Here is a 16,290-nt window from a genome sequence, read left to right on the forward strand (position 1 = left end):
CTACAAGATAAGTTTTATTCTTTTTTTTTTAAACGTTAATCTTCGCTTTACTATAATAACAAAATATATCTATATATATTAAATGGAGTCAGCTGGCTCTTGATTGTTATTGTCGCCTTCGTTTATAAGATCGTTAATGGTAGACCCTATAACATCTTTAAGCGATTTGGTAAGCGGTATAATGCCATCTTCTATCAACCCTTTTATACCTTGTTTTAGCTTACCTCCTATTTGGATATTATTACCTGCTTGAAGCCTTCTATTAATTTCTTGTTCTATATCTTGTTTATCTAAAGTAAAGACATGATTAAGAATACCTAAAGATACTATCTTTTCCTGTCCTGCAAAATTTATTTTTCCAATAGAGAAAACTCCATAGTTATTTACCTTCAGTAAGCTGTCTATAGACGATTTGACCACTTGATCTATAGAAGAAAGAAACATCGTTGTAAAGGTTTGGTCAATACCTGCAAGGTCAGAATTATCATTTAGCTTTTGTTTTGCATCATCTAAAGTTTGTGTTATCACATCTGTTAAAGCCTTTTTGTGATCATCTTTAGAAGGACATGTAAAACATAATATTAACAAAATAAAAACTAAAGAAATGAAGCCTATAAGGCAGCCATGCGACTTCTTCTTTTTTACAGACTGAAAGTTAGGCTCATGCTCTTGGGTGGTAGCATTATTATATATTGGTTTTGCCTTTACATAAGAAAAGTCTTCTTCCGCCTTAGTATTATCAGCCTGGATATTTTTAGAGGTAAGCTCGTTAGGTATGTTGTTTGTCTTTAGATTAGCCTCATGTTCAAGTATAGGGCGCAACTCTTCTACTTGCCATGCCGGAACCCATTTAGTATCATTTACAGACATAACAAGAGTAGCTGCATCAAGATTACGCTCTTTAAGCTCTTTAAGCGTATAAGGACCTATCTTTTCGTTTTTTAGACTTATAAAAAATTCCATCTTTTCTTTATTTTTATTGCAAATTTATTGTTTTTTTTTGATGTAAATGGTATATTAAGTCCATTTTTCCATTCATTTAACAACAAAATATTTGTCTTCAAAACACCATTACTTACTTTTCCTTTTATATAAATAAAGATGATAATAAGATAAGCACACAAAACAAAAATAGGTTATTTTTATTTTATTTTTAATCTATTTTTGGTATAAAAATAGATTATTTTTGCTTCTCATATATGCTTAATTGCATGTGAAAGTATCTGCCTTTGTATAATTAGAGATAAGCCTTTCACTGTAAAAATAAATCTTACAAGAGGTTTTAGTCTCTTTTTTTTTAGTGTGATTATCAATAGTAGTTTTTTTCATATAAACTCCTATTACATAGTTACTTTAATTAATCCGGCAGAATAAAATATATAAAAAAGGCTATAAAGTGTTTGATATTTTCCTTTGTTTTTATTATCTTTGCGATATATTTTCGAAATAAATAAGTATACTTTTAAAACAATGTTTGAAAATCTAAGTGATCGTTTAGAGCGCTCGTTTAAAATCCTTAAAGGTGAAGGTAAGATAACAGAAATTAATGTTGCAGAAACACTAAAAGATGTGCGCAGAGCACTACTTGATGCAGATGTTAACTACAAAGTAGCTAAATCTTTTACTGATAGGGTTAAGGCAAAAGCTCTCGGAATGAATGTTCTTACAGCCGTTAAGCCTGGTCAGCTTATGGTGAAGTTAGTACACGATGAGTTAGCTCTTCTAATGGGTGGCGAAGCTGTAGGAATGAGTTTGGAAAACCGTCCTGCCATAATCTTAATGAGTGGTTTGCAAGGTTCTGGTAAAACTACCTTTGCGGGCAAGTTAGCTAAAATGCTTAAGACAAAAAATCATAAGCAGCCTTTGCTTGTTGCATGCGATGTTTATCGTCCTGCAGCTATAGACCAATTGAAAGTTGTAGGAGAGCAAGTAGATGTACCTGTATATAGCGAAGCTGGCAATAAGAATGTAAACGAGATAGCCACTCATGCAATAGCAGAAGCAAAGAGTAAAGGAAATGATGTTATTATTATCGACACAGCAGGCCGCTTAGCTGTTGATGAGGATATGATGAACGAGATAGAAAGCTTGAAAAATCATATCACCCCTGATGAGACCTTATTTGTGGTAGATTCTATGACTGGTCAGGACGCAGTAAACACAGCAAAGGAATTTAACTCCAGATTAGATTTTGACGGTGTTGTTCTTACCAAGCTTGATGGTGATACTCGCGGTGGTGCTGCTCTTTCTATCCGTACTGTAGTAACAAAGCCTATCAAGTTTATTGGTACAGGCGAAAAGATGGACGCCATTGATGTGTTCCATCCTGAACGTATGGCTGACCGTATCTTAGGTATGGGAGACGTTGTTTCTCTTGTTGAACGTGCCCAAGAGCAGTTTGATGAAGAAGAGGCTAAACGTTTACAAAAGAAGATACAAAAAAACAAGTTCGACTTTAACGACTTCTACAATCAGATACAGCAGATTAAGAAAATGGGTAATTTAAAGGATTTAGCTTCTATGATACCTGGTGTAGGTAAAGCCATTAGAGATGTTGACATAGACGACAACGCTTTTAAAGGAATAGAAGCTATCATACAAAGTATGACTCCTAAAGAGCGTACTAACCCGGAAATACTTAATAACATACGTAGGCGTCGTATAGCAAAAGGTTCTGGCACTGACATTCAGGAAGTTAATCGCTTGCTAAAGCAGTTTGACCAAACTCGCAAAATGATGAAGATGGTTACTGGTTCTAAAATGGCAGGTATGATGAGCAGAATGAAAAGTTTAAAGAATATGTCAAATATGTCTGATTTGCCAAATTTGAATAAATTATAAATCTAAAAAATATAACTATGGAATATCAATTGATCGATGGTAAAGCTACCGCTTATGCTATAAAGCAAAAAATAGCAGAAGAAGTAAAAGAAATATTATCTAAAGGTGGCAAGCAGCCTCATTTAGCAGCAGTTCTTGTAGGACATGATGGAGGCAGCGAAACTTATGTAAAAAACAAGGTTATTGCTTGCGAGCAATGTGGCTTTAAATCTACCTTAATTCGTTTCGAAGAAAATGTAACAGAGGAAGAGTTGCTTGCTTGCGTTGATCAATTGAATAATGACAATGATGTAGATGGCTTCATTGTTCAGTTGCCTTTGCCAAAGCACATTGATGAACAAAAAATCATAATGGCCATTGACTATAGAAAAGATGTTGATGGTTTTCACCCTATCAATGTTGGTAGAATGGTAATAGGGCTTCCATGTTTTATTTCAGCAACGCCACTGGGAATACTCACATTACTAAATTATTATAATATTTCCACTTCTGGTAAGAAATGTGTAATATTGGGTAGAAGTAATATAGTGGGTAAACCTATGGCACAACTAATGATGCAAAAACATTTAGGAGATGCTACTGTTACGGTATGCCATTCTCATTCAAAAACATTAAAAGAGGAATGTCGTGCAGCAGATATTATTATAGCAGCTATAGGTGTACCTAATTTTGTTACAAAAGATATGGTAAAAAAAGGTGCTATAGTAATTGATGTAGGTACAACGCGAGTTCCTGATTCTACAGCTAAAAAAGGATTTAAATTAACAGGGGACGTTAAGTTTGATGAGGTTGCACCTCTTTGCTCTTACATTACTCCAGTACCTGGAGGTGTTGGCCCTATGACGATATGTTCCCTTATGAAAAATACCTTATCTGCTGGGAAGAAAGAATATTATAAATAAAAACGCAAGCGAAATTATGACAGCAGAAGAATATTATCGATTAGGTAATGATTACCGAAGGCGTGGTGATTGGCAAAACGCTATGAATTGCTATTTGGAAGCAATAGAGCTTGATGCTAATTCTCCTGCGGTAGAAGCTAAGCAGATGTTAGATGATATGTTTAATTTCTATAATAAAGACGCTTATAATCCTTAAATTTCAAAAACAATGAGCAAGATTAAAGGTGCTATCGTTATAGATACTGACCGTTGTAAAGGGTGTCAGCTATGTCTTGTGGCTTGTCCAAAAGATGTTATAGCGATAGTCAAGAAGAAAGTAAACACACATGGTTATGCTTATATGGTTTCTGAGAGGCCAGAAGACTGCATAGGCTGCACATCATGTGCAGTGGTGTGTCCAGATGGTTGTATTACAGTTTATAGGAAAAAAGTAGAGGAATAAATTATGGCAGAACAAGAAATAAAACTAATGAAGGGTAATGAGGCTATAGCACATGCTGCCATAAGATGTGGTACTGATGCTTATTTTGGTTATCCTATTACTCCACAAAGCGAGATAATCGAAACTCTTGCCGTTTTAAAACCTTGGGAAACAACAGGAATGGTGGTTCTACAAGCAGAAAGCGAAGTAGCTTCTATTAATATGGTATATGGCGGAGCAGGTGCGGGCAAACGAGTGTTAACATCTTCGTCCTCTCCTGGTATCGCATTAATGCAAGAAGGTATTAGCTATTTAGCAGGTGCCGAGCTACCTGGAGTTTTTGTAAATGTTCAGCGTGGTGGCCCTGGATTAGGTACTATCCAGCCTAGTCAAAGTGACTATTTCCAAGCTACTCGTGGTGGAGGTAATGGCGATTATTATGTTATAGTCTTAGCTCCTAATTCAGTACAAGAAATGGCAGACTTTGTCGATTTAGCTTTTGAGTTAGCCTTTAAATATCGCAATCCTGCAATGATTTTATCTGATGGTGTGATTGGGCAAATGATGGAAAAAGTTATTTTACCTCCTATGAAGCCTCGCCGAACAGAAGAAGAAATTATAAAAGAATGCCCATGGGCCACTTATGGGAGGAAAGGTGGTCGTACTCCTAATATTATTACGTCTTTGGAACTAAAACCAGAGGTAATGGAAATAAGGAATATTCATCTTCAGAAGAAGTATGAAGAAATCCAAGAAAAAGAATGTCGTTATGAGACTATTAACTGTGAAGATGCAGAATATCTGATAGTAAGTTTTGGTAGTGCTGCACGTATTGGTGAGAAAGCTATAAGTTTAGCTCGTAAGCAGGGTATTAAGGTAGGTCTGTTCCGTCCTATAACATTATGGCCTTTTCCTTCTAAGCAGTTAGCAAAGGTTGCTAAGAATATGAAAGGAGTGCTTACAAGCGAGATTAATGCAGGACAAATGGTAGAAGATGTGCGTCTTGCTATAAATGGTGCTATCCCTGTGGAACATTTTGGACGTTTAGGTGGTATAGTTCCTGATCCTGAAGAAGTTATAGCTGCGCTCAAAGAAAAATTAATAAAAAAATAGGAGAGCTTTATGTCAGATAATATTATTGCACCAGAAAATTTGGTATATAAAAAGCCAAAGTTGTTAAACAACGAAACTATGCATTACTGTCCTGGTTGCTCACATGGTGTTGTGCATAAGTTAGTATCAGAAGTAATAGAAGAGATGGGCATGGAAGATAAGGCTATAGGAGTATCACCTGTAGGCTGTGCAGTGTTTGCTTATCGATACATAGATATAGACTGGCAAGAGGCTCCTCACGGTCGTGCTCCTGCATTAGCAACAGGTATTAAGCGTGTATGGCCAGACAGGCTGGTATTTACCTATCAAGGCGATGGAGACTTAGCTTGTATAGGTACAGCTGAAACAATTCACGCTTTAAATAGGGGAGAAAACATTAGTATTATTTTCATTAATAATGCTATTTATGGTATGACAGGAGGTCAAATGGCTCCTACCACTTTAATCGGACAAAAGACAGCCACTTGTCCTTATGGTCGCGATCCTAAAATTCATGGATATCCACTAAATATTACCCAAATAGCAAGTGGTCTTGAAGGTACTTGTTTCGTTTCACGTCAAAGTGTAGAAACGATGTCTGCTATCATTAAAGCAAAGAAAGCTATTAGAAAAGCTTTTACCTCAAGCATGTTAGGAAAAGGTAGTTCTCTTGTAGAGATAGTTTCTACATGTAATAGTGGTTGGAAACTTTCTCCTATTAAAGCTAATGAATGGATGCGTGATAATATGTATCCTAAATATGTAAAAGGAGATCTCAAAGATACAACAGGACTTTAATATAGATTTTTTTTAAGTAGTGCTTTCCTTAATAAAGTATAGCTTAATATAGAGCCAGCACTATTAATAAATAAAGACATAGAAATGAAGAAAGAAATCATTATAAGTGGGTTTGGAGGTCAAGGAGTTTTATCAATGGGGAAAATTCTTGCTTATTCTGGATTAATGGAAGATAAAGAAGTTACATGGATGCCTGCCTATGGTCCTGAACAGCGTGGAGGTACTGCCAATGTTACGGTTATAGTGAGCGACCAACGTATATCTTCTCCTATCCTAAGTAAATATGATGTAGCTATAGTTCTTAATCAGCCTTCTTTAGATAAATTTGAAGAAAAGGTTAAGCCTGGAGGCATTCTTATTTATGAAGGTAATGGTATTATTAACCCTCCAACTCGCACAGATATAGAAATATATCGTATAGATGCTGTAGAGAAGGCTGCAGAATTAAAAAACTCTAAAGTTTTTAATATGATAGTACTTGGTGGCTTATTAGGAGTTTGCCCAGTAGTGAGCAACAACGGTTTAGAGAAAGCGTTATATAAGACTCTTCCCGAACGCCATCATGGTCTTATTCCTTTAAATATGCAAGCTGTAGATGAAGGAAAGAAAATAATACGTAAACAATAACCTATTTATAAATTATTGCTGTTTGGTAGATAAAAGGTGGAAAACAATCTCTTTTATAAAGAGAAAAAAACTTTACCATACAGCAATAATTTTCTATTATTATATATTTGTTTTTGTAAGTTCTTTTTTTTATATATTATTTGTTAATTAGCTCAAAAAGGGTAGGACATATATATTAATGTGAAAAGTTTTGCTTACTTTTGCAGAAAATAAAATAAAATAGTGAGCAAAGTAACACGAGATATATTAGGTTTCCTAAGTAGATTTAAGTTTGCAATAACCATTTTTTTAGGCTTGTTGTTAGTTGGTGTAATAGATGGCAACAGTTTTATCAAGCTCATAGGTTATCATTATCAGATAGAAGACCTAAAGGCTGGCATTAAAAAATATAATGCTCAATATAAGGAGGATACTAATAAGCTGCGTGCTATAAAGCGTGATCCTAAAGCTATATCTCGTATAGCACGGGAACGTTATTTTATGAAAGCCGATGATGAAGACATTTTTGTTTTGAGCGATGATGAAGCTCAGATAGAAAACACGAAAAAATAATATAATGAAAGAACTCAACCAATTACAGCAATATATATATTTTTTAGGTAGTTTGCTTATGGTAGTAGGTGCAATACTTTATGCAATGTTTCTTATCCCAAAAATAAGTTGCTGGGTAATGCTTATAGGGGCTGTAATATTTTCTGCTATGCAATATAAGCAAAAGTATTTAGGCAAGGAGCTTGTGTTGTGCCGCTTACGCCGTATAATGTTGTTTTCCTCTGTCTGCTTAATAGCAGCAGGAGCTTTTATGCTGGAAGATTCTTACGAATTTTTAAAGCCTTTTGCAAGTAACTGGCTTGGTAGCTACTCTCTTTATATTAAGGTGTTTTATCACAACTGGGTAGTGCTGCTGCTTATAGGCGCTGTGTTAGAGCTATATTCTACCCAAAGGATAAATAGTGAGCTAAAAAAAAGTAAATAGATAATTCAAAAAAACGCTAAAAGGTATGTTATAGGATTAAATTCTATCAAAAATTTTCTAAGCTTGCAATAAAGGTAGTATATTTGTGAAACTGAAAATATTTTTTTTATGTATAAAATACTCTTAGCTCTGTTATTAATAGTTTGTTTAGCATCTTGTGCTACATCATACGACATCAAGGGCACATCAAATGTTTCTAGCTTAGACGGCAGAAAGCTTTATCTTAAAACAGATCAAGCCGACTCTTTGATAAGTATAGACTCTTGTGACGTTATCCATGGACAGTTTGCTTTTCATGGGCAAATGGACAGTGTACGTATGGCTCAAATCTATATGGACGATATCGACCTTCAATTTCCTGTAGTTTTAGAAGAAGGTAATATTACAGTGCGACTTGATAATATACAGCAGCGTGTTGGTGGTACTCCTTTGAATGAATCTTTAAATGCTTTTTGGTCTAAATTTAATCAGATTCGTAGTCAGTATGGTGAGATTGATCATGAAGAAAGTGCTGCTATACTAAATGGTCATGATGAAAATGAGGTAGATGCGCAGCTTATAAAAAAGGCTTTAGGAATATATGCTAAAAGTGATAAGCTATTTACAAAGTATGTCATAGACAATTTCGATAATATACTTGGTCCTTGGATATTTCTTACCCGTATAGGTTATGATAGTACGCCAAATGTTTATCCTGTGTGGATGGACGAGGTTATGTATGCAAATGCTATGAATCAGCTACCTTCTTGGGTGGAATATATTATGGCAAAGGCTACTGAGCAGTTTAAGAATAATAAGCATGTCAAAGAGTTTTATGCACGTTTTCAGCAAACCCAAAAAGAGATGAATGGCACAGCAACCCCTGCTATAGGGACAGATCCTACCACAAAGTTAGGTTCTCATGTAGCTGTACCTACTCCAATGGATTTAGCTGGCGACTCTGCTAAAGCTAAATAATAAAAACACCCTACAAAGAAAATAAAATAAAAAGGTTGTGAAGAGAATACTAATACAAGGTGGTACTATAATTAATGAGGGTTACTCCTTTGTGGGTAATTTAGTTATTGAAGATGATAAAATAGTATCCTTACAACAAGATAAGAGTGTGAAAAAGCCTGATGAGGTGTATGATGAAGTCATAGATGCTACAGGTTGTTTTGTTTTGCCAGGTGTTATAGACGACCATGTCCACTTTCGTGAGCCCGGACTTACTGATAAAGCAGATATAGAAAGTGAAACAAGAGCTGCTGCTTATGGTGGTGTTACTTCTTTTATGGAGATGCCTAATACTAATCCACCAACTACCTCTATAGAAGCTTTAGAATATAAGTGGCAAAGAGGAGCTTTATCAAGCCATATTAATTATAGCTTTTTCTTTGGAGCAAGTAATAAGAATTATCCTGTTTTTAGCCAGCTCAATCGTCATCTTATTCCCGGTATTAAGCTTTTTATGGGAGCTTCTACTGGAAATATGTTAGTGGATAAAGAAGACCAGCTTAATAATATTTTTCGTACAGCTCACGATTTAGATCTTCCTATAATGACACATTGCGAAGATTCGAAAATTATTTCTGAAAATATGGAGCTATATAAGAAAAAATATGGCGAAGACCCTGCTATAGAATATCATTACCAAATTCGTAGTCGTGAAGCATGTGTAGCTTCTTCTCTATTAGCTATAAGCCTAGCTCACCGTTATCACACACACTTACATATAGCCCACATATCTACAGCAGATGAGCTCAACTTAGTACCTCAGCCTAATAATGAATTAATTACTTTAGAGGCCTGCATGGCTCATTTATGGTTTGATAGTAATGATTATACATCTAAAAAAGCACTTATAAAGTGTAACCCTTCTGTAAAAACCTATAATGACAAATTAGCTTTACGGCAAGCACTTACTAATGGTAAGGTTTATGTCGTAGGTACCGATCATGCTCCTCATTTATTATCACAAAAGCAAGAAGGCTGCTACAAGGCTGCATCTGGTATGCCTATGATACAGTTTTCATTAATAATGATGTTAACATTGATGGATAAAGGATACTTACCTATGACCAAGGTAGTGGAGCTAATGTCGCATAATCCTGCTAAGCTATTTCATGTTGCAAAGCGTGGCTTTTTACGTGAAGGGTATAAGGCTGATATAGCTATTGTTCGTCGAACAACTCCCTGGCAAGTTACCAAAGATATTATACAAAGCAAGTGTGGATGGTCTCCTCTTGAAGGTACAACCTTTAATTGGCAAGTAGAACATACTATTTGTAATGGACATCATATATATAATAAGGGAATATTTGATAAAGAAAGTAGGGGAGAGCAACTTTTCTTTAGAGAATAAAAAGAATTTTTTTTTATAGTTAATAATATATGTGAGTATTACTTTTTAAAGATAAATCATTTTTTACATAACATTTTAAGAAGAAAAGTATGATTGCAAGAATAGTAATACCTTTATTAGTAATTATCGCATTGTCAGATATTTATGTTTATAAACACTTCAATTTCTATCGTTTTAAAAAAAGTTGGAAGCTGATATATTGGATTCCTACGATGATAATAGTAGCCTATACTATATGGATGGCATCATTATCTAATTTTACAACAGATAATTTAACCTTACAAAACACATACTTTATTCTATTAGGCATATTTGTTTTGCCTAAAATAGTATTTATGTTATTTACCCTTTTTTTACAAATACTTTCACACTATGTTTTTAACATTAATAATACTTATATTAATTTGTTAGGAGGATTATCTGCTTTAGCTACTGTAATAATTTATATTTATGGCTTTACCTTTGGGATAACAAAAGTAGTTACACGTCATATAAACTTAACTTTTAATAACCTCCCTGCTTCTTTTAATGGTTATAAGATAGTTCATATATCTGATATGCATATTGGAACTTTTAATGGTTGGCGAAAAAAAATTCTTCTTTCAGAACTTGATACTATAGAAGCATATAAACCTGATCTTATTTGTTTTACAGGCGATTTAGAAAATGTACAAGCCAAAGAATTAATCCCTTTCATTTCTTTACTTAAAAAACGTTTACCTAATGTAATAGCTGTACGTGGTAATCACGATTATGGTAACTATATGCTTAAAGCCTCAACCCTTGCAAAAAAGAAACAGACTGATAACTTGCAATCAATTATAGAAGATAGTCTTCACTGGAGATTACTTAAAAACGAGCATATTCCTTTATATAAGGAAAATAAACAACTTAAAGCAAAAAATGACTCTATTTATATTATAGGTACAGAATATGACTCTAATAATAATAAAATGCTTAATTTAGCAGATTATAAGAAAGCTACTAAAGGAATGAAAAAAGGAGTGTTTTCTATAATGCTTCAACATGATCCATCTGCATGGAAACGGTCTGTATTACCTAAAACTCATGCCGACCTTACTCTTAGCGGACATACACATGGTGGTCAGATGCAATTGTTTGGACTTCGTCCTACTAGTATCTTTGGATTAGAAGATAAAGGAGTATATAAAAAAAATAATCGTTATCTTTATGTAACTACGGGCTTAGGAGGATTAATACCATTACGGATTAATATGCCTAACGAAATAACTATTATCACTCTTCACTCCTCTCATTATTAATTAATATTTATTACAAATGAAGGTTTTACGTTTTTTTTATTGTCTGTATTCTTTATTTATTTTTCTTCCATTATTCCTATTATTTACAATAGTTACTGCTTTTATAACTATAATAGGATGCAGGTTAGGTGATGGTCATTTCTGGGGATATTATCCTGGTAAGATATGGTCATATCTTACTATTCGCTTACTATTACTTCCTGTAAAGGTAGAGGGACGAGAATATCTAAAACCTGGGCAGAGTTATGTCTTTGTAAGTAATCACCAAGGAGCTTTTGACATCTTTCTGATATATGGTTTTTTAGGAAGAAATTTTAAATGGATGATGAAAAAAGGTCTCCGCAAGATAGCTTTTGTAGGAGAAGCATGTGCAAGTGCTCATCATATATTTGTGGATAAAAGTAGTACAAGAAAGATAAAAGAGACTTATGATCATGCTCGTGATATTCTACAAGAGGGTATGTCTCTTGTTGTATTCCCTGAAGGAGCACGCTCTTTTACGGGACACATGGGAATATTTCGGCGTGGTGCATTTATGCTTGCTGATGAACTCCAGCTACCCATTTGCCCTTTAACAATCAATGGATCATTTGACATTATGCCTCGAACTAAAGATTGGGCTTTCCCTCATTGGCATCATTTACGGCTTACTATTCATCAGCCTATTATACCTAAAGGTAAAGATACAAGATTTGAAAAGCAAGCTATGCAGGAAGCTTATACTGTTATCATGGAAGGGCTTACAAAGGAATGTCAAGGCTTTGTTAATAATCCTGATCAATAAAGGCTTATATTCTACAATGGCTATAAATTTATATTTACTGTAAATAAAAAATTATAACTACTTTTACCATTTACTACAAATAGCAAAAATAAATTATAAAATCTGTCTTACTGTTTGCATACCACTTATCTGACGCAGTTTTTCCATAATGAGAAATACTTGTTTACGATCATGCACTTGTAATTCAAGAGACCCTTCAAAGATACCCCGCTCACTCGATATAGTTGTTTTGCGTATATTAATTCCAAGTTGATCAGATACAACCTCGGCTACATCACGAAGTATTTTGGGACGATCAATACCACAAATATCAATAGTAGCATCAAAAAATAGCTGATTATGCATATCCCATTTTACATCTAATATTCGTGGTCCATATCCTGCTTTTAATTTTGCAGCTACAGGACAAGCGCGCTTATGTATTTCTATATGGTTATTATTATCTATATAACCAAGTGTATCATCGCCAGGAATAGCATGGCAGCATGTCGGAAAGATAAATTGCCCAATATTATCCTCACTAATATAAATAGGCTTTTTCTTATTTATATCTTTATTTACAACAATAAGTCCTTTGGCTATATTTATAGAATCAGTTGTCCCTTCTTCTTTTTGATTAGGATGTAAGAATGGTACGTATTTACGCCAATTAGTAGATATTTTTTTTGTTTCTTTCTTTTTTCTACCTTCTAATTCTTCTATATCGGCATCACCTAAAATAATAATCTTTCTTCCTATTGCTTCAAAAAGCTGGTCATGCTTTTTGAAATGGTGTATTTCTGTAAGCTTATCAAGTATAGAAGTGGTAAAACTGAAACCTTTTGCTTTCAACCATTCTTCTAAGGCTGTTTCTCCAGCTTTTTGTATTTCACGTCCTTCTCGGCGCAATAAAGCTTGTATCTTACCTTTAGCCTTTGCCGTAGAAACAATATTTACCCATGACGGATCTATACGCTGAGACATCGATGTAAGAATTTCTACTTGATCACCACTTTTTAATTTATGACTTAATGGCACTAATTTATGATTAACTTTTGCCCCTATACAATGACTTCCTATAAAGGTATGTATTTGAAATGCAAAATCTAAAGCTGTACAGCCAGCAGGCATAGTTTTTATTTCTCCTTTTGGAGTAAAGACAAATATCTCTGAAGCAAAAAGGTTGAGCTTAATAACATCAAGAAAATCCATAGCATCAGGCTGTGGATCGTCTAATATTTCTTTAATAGTTCGAAGCCAATCATTTAACTCTCCTTCCTCATCAGTCATCTTTGTACCATCTTTGTAAATCCAATGAGCAGCAAATCCTTGTTCCGCAATATAGTTCATTCGCTCCGATCTTATCTGCACCTCTATCCATCTACCTTGGTTAGACATTAAGGTAACATGCAGTGCCTGGTATCCATTAGCCTTTGGATGATTCACCCAGTCGCGTAAACGATCAGGATGGCTCTTATAAATCTGACTTATGGCAACATATATTTGAAAACAATTATTTATCTCATCTTGTGGCTTTTTGGGCTCATAAATAATGCGTACTGCAAGAATATCATAAATTTCATCAAAAGAAATATGTTTTGCTTGCATTTTATTCCATATAGAATAAGGACTTTTTACACGTGCTTTTATCTTATATGAAAACCCCATTTTATCGAGTTCTGCTTTAATAGGAGCTGTAAAAAGTGTAAAGAGTTCATCGCGCTGTTCTTGTGTGGAAGCAATCTTTTCTTGTATAGATGCGTATTCCTCAGGATGCTTGTAACGAAAACTAAGGTCTTCTAACTCTGTCTTTATTTTATTTAATCCTAATCTATTAGCTATAGGGGCATAAATATAAAGAGTTTCACCAGCTATCTTATATTGCTTGTTTGCAGGTTGCGATGCAAGTGTACGCATATTATGAAGACGATCGCATATTTTTATAAGAATAACACGAATATCATCGCTCATTGTTAGAAGTAACTTTTTAAAATTCTCTGCCTGAGCAGAAGCACGTTCGCCAAAGATACCGCCAGAAATTTTAGTTAATCCATCTACAATTTGTGCTATTTTCTTCCCAAATATATTTTCTATATCTTCTACTGTATAATCAGTATCTTCTACAACATCATGAAGAAGAGCTGCACAAATACTTGTCGATCCTAAACCTATCTCTTCAGCAGCAATACGCGCTACAGAAATAGGGTGTAATATATATGGTTCCCCAGAAAGACGACGAACACCTTTATGAGCTTGGCGAGCAAAATTAAAAGCTTTTTTTATAATATCTACCTTTTTACGATGGCGAGAAGCAAGATAAATTTTTATTAACTCGTTAAATGCATCATCTACTTTTTTTTCTTCTAACTTTTCTTTAGTATCAATATGCTGTATCTTTGTGTCCATAAGCAAAATTCTATAAAATATTGTTTAGATGATAATTATACTATAAAAGAAAACTTATATTAAAATCTTAATTCGCAAAAAATACCAATAGCAAATGAACTAAAAGGTTGATTAGGATTAGTCAATGAATTATCCTTAAATATAGTAGGGGATATGTGTAAAGATAAATCATCTGATATATCAAAATCGGAAAGTGATGCATCAACATAAGCATCTATTACAGATAAAGCATAAACACCTATAGTAGCAAAGATGCTTAAGTCGCGCCAACGACGATATTTATCCTTTCGCTTTTTAAATATATTCTGATAAATAGAAATATTACTATCATCTATTTTATTACCAAGATGTAGGAATTGATCATAGCTATGAGTATTCTCATTATTATCCATTATATCCTTATATGCTTGTGCATAATCATGATACATTTGGGAATTCCATGTAAGAGCGTATATACAACCTGCAAAACCACCATAAAAAATAGGCAATTTCCAATATTTACGATTATATACTTGCCCTGCACCAGGTATTACTAATGCCAACCAAAGTGCACGTTTAGGATTAGGTTTCCATGTAGACCAATCTCTACTATATCTAATTTTATTATAGTTAGAACTTGTTATTCTTTCCAATTCTTTTCTTTTATGTGTATCATCAGGTGTTAATAGCTCATATTGCATCTCACTAATCGAGCCCACTTTTATAGAATCTTCTTTTTTTATACTATTTTGGGGATATAACACCTTTATAGTATCTTTTTGCGCATATACATGAAAACTTATAAAAAGGATACTTATAAATATTAATATCCTCTTAATTATCGCTTTTTTTATCTTTTTATTAATAAAAGTCATCGCTTATTTTCCCACTATAAATAATATTATAGTTATTTTATTATATATAAAATTAATCTGACTTCATTTTATCCATAACAGCCATAATATGCTCCAATTCTTCCTCCGAAGCAAAAGGTATACTGATTTTTCCCTTACCATTTGCATTATAACTCATTTGTACTTTTGTGTCGAAAAAAGATGAAAGCCGTTGTTTTAGAAGATTAAATTCTTCTGGTAGGTGCGATCTTTTTGTTACATCATCTTTTGCAGATTGTGTGTCTTTGCCATTTTTAATTTGTTGACAAAGCCCCTCGACCATACGTACACTATAGCCATTCTTTTGTATATCTTTAAAAAGTTTTAATTGAAGAGAAGGCGAATCTATAGAAAGTAAAGCTCGAGCATGCCCCATGTCTATCTCTTTTTTTTGTAATGACATTTGTATCTGTGCAGGAAGTTTAAGTAAGCGTAGATAATTAGCTATAGCTGCCCGGCTCTTTCCGACACGTTCAGAAACTTTTTCTTGTGTCATTCCACTTTTTTCAAGCAAATGCTCATAAGCTAAAGCTATCTCTATAGCATTCAAATCCTCACGTTGTATATTTTCAACAAGAGCAAGCTCCATTACATTTTCATCTTTAATAGTACGGATATATGCAGGAATAGCTTTAAGACCTGCTAGCTGAGAAGCTCTCCAACGACGCTCACCAGCTATTATCTGAAATTTATCATCCGCTACTTGACGAAGTGTTATAGGTTGAACTAAGCCAAGCTCCTTTATACTATTTGCCAACTCTTGCAATGCTGTTTGATCAAATTCACGACGAGGCTGGTTAGGATTAGCCTCTATCTGTTCAAGTGCCACCTCATTAATAGTAGAACTACCCTGCGTACTAACACTTTCTGTAGATATTAAAGCATCTAATCCCCTTCCTAATGCATTAGTTTTTATATTTCTATTATACTTTTTATGAACTACCATTTCTTATATATAACTTTAT

At 34.0% G+C, this 16,290-nt stretch carries 17 protein-coding genes; 13 read left to right on the forward strand and 4 right to left on the reverse strand.

From position 1 onward, the window contains the following. Positions 1–78: 78 nt before the first annotated feature. A complete protein-coding gene (locus F596_RS0105585) occupies positions 79–963 on the reverse strand; it encodes a GYF domain-containing protein (protein WP_019036180.1) in 885 nt (294 codons plus the stop codon). A gap of 507 nt (positions 964–1,470) precedes the next feature. Here F596_RS0105585 and ffh point away from each other — a divergent pair. From ffh to F596_RS0105655, 13 genes are all read left to right on the forward strand, one after another. After that, entirely contained in the window at positions 1,471–2,841 is a 1,371-nt protein-coding gene (gene ffh / locus F596_RS0105595; protein WP_019036182.1) for a signal recognition particle protein, read from the forward strand. Between the two features lie 17 nt (positions 2,842–2,858). After that, positions 2,859–3,743 carry a bifunctional methylenetetrahydrofolate dehydrogenase/methenyltetrahydrofolate cyclohydrolase FolD gene (gene folD, locus F596_RS0105600; RefSeq protein ID WP_019036183.1) on the forward strand — a complete coding sequence of 295 codons (885 nt, stop codon included), beginning with the start codon at positions 2,859–2,861 and terminating at the stop codon, positions 3,741–3,743. Positions 3,744–3,759: 16 nt separating this feature from the next. Further along, positions 3,760–3,939, forward strand: a complete 180-nt coding sequence (locus F596_RS0105605) for a tetratricopeptide repeat protein (protein ID WP_008449925.1) — start codon at positions 3,760–3,762, stop codon at positions 3,937–3,939. 12 nt (positions 3,940–3,951) lie between these two features. Then, complete coding sequence (locus F596_RS0105610) at positions 3,952–4,185, forward strand: 4Fe-4S dicluster domain-containing protein (protein ID WP_008449875.1); 234 nt, start codon at positions 3,952–3,954, stop codon at positions 4,183–4,185. A 3-nt stretch (positions 4,186–4,188) separates the two neighbouring features. Further along, positions 4,189–5,277 carry a 3-methyl-2-oxobutanoate dehydrogenase subunit VorB gene (locus F596_RS0105615; RefSeq protein ID WP_019036184.1) on the forward strand — a complete coding sequence of 363 codons (1,089 nt, stop codon included), beginning with the start codon at positions 4,189–4,191 and terminating at the stop codon, positions 5,275–5,277. 9 nt (positions 5,278–5,286) lie between these two features. Further along, entirely contained in the window at positions 5,287–6,054 is a 768-nt protein-coding gene (locus F596_RS0105620; protein ID WP_008449961.1) for a thiamine pyrophosphate-dependent enzyme, read from the forward strand. A gap of 84 nt (positions 6,055–6,138) precedes the next feature. Continuing rightward, the gene (locus F596_RS0105625; RefSeq protein ID WP_008449901.1) at positions 6,139–6,681 is read left to right on the forward strand and encodes a 2-oxoacid:ferredoxin oxidoreductase subunit gamma family protein; all 543 of its coding nucleotides are present in this window, start codon (positions 6,139–6,141) and stop codon (positions 6,679–6,681) included. Between the two features lie 222 nt (positions 6,682–6,903). After that, positions 6,904–7,233, forward strand: a complete 330-nt coding sequence (locus F596_RS0105630; protein WP_008449938.1) for an FtsB family cell division protein — start codon at positions 6,904–6,906, stop codon at positions 7,231–7,233. A 4-nt stretch (positions 7,234–7,237) separates the two neighbouring features. Beyond that, complete coding sequence (locus F596_RS0105635) at positions 7,238–7,657, forward strand: hypothetical protein (protein WP_019036185.1); 420 nt, start codon at positions 7,238–7,240, stop codon at positions 7,655–7,657. 108 nt (positions 7,658–7,765) lie between these two features. Continuing rightward, positions 7,766–8,614, forward strand: coding sequence for a DUF4369 domain-containing protein (locus tag F596_RS0105640; RefSeq protein WP_008449959.1), 849 nt, complete (start codon positions 7,766–7,768; stop codon positions 8,612–8,614). Positions 8,615–8,651: 37 nt separating this feature from the next. Next, positions 8,652–10,001, forward strand: coding sequence for a dihydroorotase (locus tag F596_RS0105645; RefSeq protein WP_019036186.1), 1,350 nt, complete (start codon positions 8,652–8,654; stop codon positions 9,999–10,001). Between the two features lie 89 nt (positions 10,002–10,090). Next, on the forward strand, positions 10,091–11,284 hold the full coding sequence (locus F596_RS0105650) for a metallophosphoesterase (protein ID WP_019036187.1): 1,194 nt from the start codon (positions 10,091–10,093) through the stop codon (positions 11,282–11,284). A 16-nt stretch (positions 11,285–11,300) separates the two neighbouring features. Continuing rightward, positions 11,301–12,068, forward strand: a complete 768-nt coding sequence (locus F596_RS0105655; RefSeq protein WP_019036188.1) for a lysophospholipid acyltransferase family protein — start codon at positions 11,301–11,303, stop codon at positions 12,066–12,068. A 93-nt stretch (positions 12,069–12,161) separates the two neighbouring features. On the opposite strand, the gene F596_RS0105660 is transcribed toward F596_RS0105655, so the two are convergent. Genes F596_RS0105660 through F596_RS0105670 form a run of 3 tightly spaced genes read right to left on the reverse strand, consistent with a single transcriptional unit; the run spans position 12,162 to position 16,271 of the window. Further along, complete coding sequence (locus F596_RS0105660; RefSeq protein WP_019036189.1) at positions 12,162–14,453, reverse strand: RelA/SpoT family protein; 2,292 nt, start codon at positions 14,451–14,453, stop codon at positions 12,162–12,164. Between the two features lie 59 nt (positions 14,454–14,512). After that, entirely contained in the window at positions 14,513–15,307 is a 795-nt protein-coding gene (locus F596_RS0105665) for a DUF5683 domain-containing protein (RefSeq protein WP_019036190.1), read from the reverse strand. Between the two features lie 52 nt (positions 15,308–15,359). After that, positions 15,360–16,271, reverse strand: coding sequence for a ParB/RepB/Spo0J family partition protein (locus F596_RS0105670; protein ID WP_019036191.1), 912 nt, complete (start codon positions 16,269–16,271; stop codon positions 15,360–15,362). Positions 16,272–16,290: the final 19 nt, after the last annotated feature.

The organism is Prevotella amnii DSM 23384 = JCM 14753 (genome assembly GCF_000378745.1).
Lineage (GTDB): Bacteria > Bacteroidota > Bacteroidia > Bacteroidales > Bacteroidaceae > Prevotella > Prevotella amnii.